At 68.7% G+C, this 2703-nt stretch carries 2 protein-coding genes and 1 pseudogene; 1 reads left to right on the plus strand and 2 read right to left on the minus strand.

Features of this window, described 5'->3' with window-relative positions; all coding sequences use genetic code 11:
• Window positions 1-205 precede the first annotated feature (205 nt).
• Window positions 206-850: a class I SAM-dependent DNA methyltransferase gene (locus tag QH195_RS13330; RefSeq protein WP_280435589.1), complete on the plus strand. Its 645-nt coding sequence runs from the start codon at window positions 206-208 to the stop codon at window positions 848-850.
• Between the two features lie 282 nt (window positions 851-1132).
• Here the strand turns inward: QH195_RS13330 and QH195_RS35075 are convergent.
• Window positions 1133-1787 (minus strand): annotated as a pseudogene (locus tag QH195_RS35075) (Tn3 family transposase); the annotation flags it as partial.
• An 88-nt stretch (window positions 1788-1875) separates the two neighbouring features.
• The gene (locus tag QH195_RS13345; protein ID WP_280435590.1) at window positions 1876-2547 is read right to left on the minus strand and encodes a TetR/AcrR family transcriptional regulator; all 672 of its coding nucleotides are present in this window, start codon (window positions 2545-2547) and stop codon (window positions 1876-1878) included.
• Between the last annotated feature and the right edge of the window lie 156 nt (window positions 2548-2703).

Genomic DNA, 2703 nt, shown 5'->3' on the forward strand with positions numbered 1-2703 from the left:
TGCGCCGACCCAGCAGTGCGACCCTGACACCGTCCGCGGCCATCCCCCCCCCCCTGTTTTACTTTGGCGCCCTGGGCCTGGGGGGCCCCCTCAAATCACAATTGCCGCCGTGCCTCCGGGTCCCCCCCCGCGGCGGGGGGGTGCCACCTTCGTCGTTCCCGGGTAGCGCAGAGTCCGCCGCGATCATGGAATATCGTGCCGGGTCATGACCACGGATGACTGGTTGGCCGACACCCGAACCTCTTATGACACGGTCGCGGTCAGCTATGCCGACCAAGTGCGCGGCGCCCTCGCCGGACACCAGTACCTTCGCGCGGCTCTGGCGTTGTTCGCCGACAGCGTGCGGGCCGCTGGCGGCGGACCGGTCGCGGACGTCGGCTGCGGCCCCGGTGAAGTCACCGCCCACCTGCATGAGCTCGGTGTCGACGCCTTCGGTATCGACCTCTCCCCGGTGATGATCGACGTGGCCCGGCGCGATCACCCCGGCCTGCGGTTCGAGGTGGGCTCGATGACGGAACTGGACCTGCCCGTCGCTTCGGTGGCCGGCCTGCTCGCCTGGCAGTCGTTGATCCACATCCCAGACGACGAGGTGCCGACTGTATTCGGGCGCTTCCACCGAGCATTGCGTCCCGGCGGACCGTTGCAACTCCTGTTTCACGTCGGCGACGAGTCGCTGTTGAAGACGGAGGGCTACGGCGGTCACCCGATGAAGGTCCATGTCCACCGCCGTCAGCCGGACCAGGTGGCATCCTGGCTGCACGATGCCGGATTCGTGGTCGAGGCCCAGATGCTGCTCGACCCGGATGCGAAAGCTCAGCAAGCGATTCTTTTCGCACGCAGTAAGTCCTAACTTCAGCATATATCGGGCTCGCCACTGGCCGGGTGTGGCGGGTGATCAGCTGGCACTCCGGACGCCAGTGGGCGGGCAGCACCCGCCGACAAGCTGCGGATCGGCGTCGAGGGCGCTCCCTACGCCCTCGGCTACGTCGCCAGACCGCACTACCCGCGAGCCTGGGACCACGACTGGACCCAGGACGGACGATCCTGCGCGGACCTGATCCCGGACATGACGACCACCGAATGGCTCGACAGCGAGCACACGAACCGGGCCCTGGTGTAACGCCGGGACCGGTCAGAACAGGGTGTCGCGCACCCGCAGCGGCCGGTAGCCCGTCGGGCCGAGCGCGGCGAGTTCGGCGTCGATGTCGACTTCGATCGCGCCGAGGAAGTTGATGTTGGCGCTGTGCGCGGGTGAGATGTGGGCCAGGACCTCGTCGTCGATGCGGTGGCCGGCCCGGCGCATCTGGGCGACCGCGAGGCCGTAGTACTCGGTGGTCCAGGCGATCACGGCGTTGGTGGCCAAGGTCAGACACCACGCCTGCTCGGTCTGGTCGGCGAGCTGGCGGGCCCGGATCGTGCCTTCGTGGGCGTAGAGCAGATCGCGGCGCAGCGCGTGCAGGGATTTCGCCCTTGTTGAGCTGGCGGGAGATCTTGCGCCGGTAGCCCGGATCGGCCAGGTACTTCGCGGCGTAGATCGTGCGCCGCAGCGCCCCGTACTCCTTCAAGGCAGCGGCCAGCGTGTTCTGGCGTCCCGACGCCGAGAGCTTGCCGACCAGCAGGGAGGCGGTGGCGTGCCCGAACTTCAGCGACCCGGCCAGCCGCAGCAGGTCGTCCCAGTGCTCGGCGATCAGGTCGAGGTTGGCCTTGCGGGTCATCAGCGGGCCCGCGTGCGGGAACCGGGCCTCGGCGGCGCCGCGCGTGCCCGGCCGGTAGAGGGTGATCCGCCCCGAACCCGGCGCACAGCGAGAACATCAACTTCTTCGGCTCCATCGACGTGGATATTGAGGGCGAGCTCGCGCAGCTCGGCCCCACCGGCTACCGGCCGCTGCGCTCGGCCGACACGCTCTTCTGATGCAACCCGCCAGCGACGACGGGTGGACGGGAACTCTCCGTTGCCGGGCGGAGGCCATCGAGGATGATGCGCAGGTTTCGACGCCATTGGTCAGATCTCGGTTCGAGACCGATGGTGTGGTCGGCGGGTATCGCGGTGGCGAGCACGAAGGGGATATCACGCCAGTCGAGGTCATCGCGGATGACATGGGTACGTTGCGCCCGCTGGACGAGCTGATGCACCGCCTGCTGGAGACGGGTGATGCGCAGCTCCAGATCGAGACGGCCTCCATGACCGGACAGCGCCTCGTGCAGACCACAACTAGACGCTCGTAGCTGTACATATGTCTCGGCGAACTTGACGAAGCCCTGCCACGCGTTGGGGTCGTCGAGCGCATGTCGTGCTTGATCGGTCATCTCATCGATGGTGTCTGTGAGAATGGCGGCGAGAAGTGCGTCCAGCGACGGAATCCGCCGATACAGCGTGCCCAGGCCCACCCCCGCGCGTTGCGCGATGTCGCGGGTTGTGATGGCAAGCCCCTGTTCGTTGATCGCTTGGCGTGTCGCGGTGACCAGCCGCTCGACGTTGCGCCGCGCGTCCGCGCGCGGGCGGGTTTCGCCCCGTGCAAGCAGCGCATCCACTGCGGAGTCGTGCATGCCCAGAGTCTAGCCAAGCGGGGGGGGGGGGGGGGGGGGGGGGTTATTGGGGGGTAGGGAGCTGGGGGGCGCCGAGAGGGGGGGTAGGGTGGTTGGGGGGGGAAGGGGCCGGGGGGGGGGGCGGGGGCACCGCCCCCGGGAGGGGGGGGGGGGGGG

Source organism: Nocardia carnea, assembly GCF_029868855.1.
GTDB classification, from domain to species: domain Bacteria; phylum Actinomycetota; class Actinomycetes; order Mycobacteriales; family Mycobacteriaceae; genus Nocardia; species Nocardia carnea_A.

Coding starts and splice junctions, on each gene's coding strand:
- QH195_RS13345 (WP_280435590.1), bottom strand. CDS start 2,547: ATGCACGACTCCGCAGTGGATGCGCTGCTTGCACGGGGCGAAACCCGC.
- QH195_RS13330 (WP_280435589.1), top strand. CDS start 206: ATGACCACGGATGACTGGTTGGCCGACACCCGAACCTCTTATGACACG.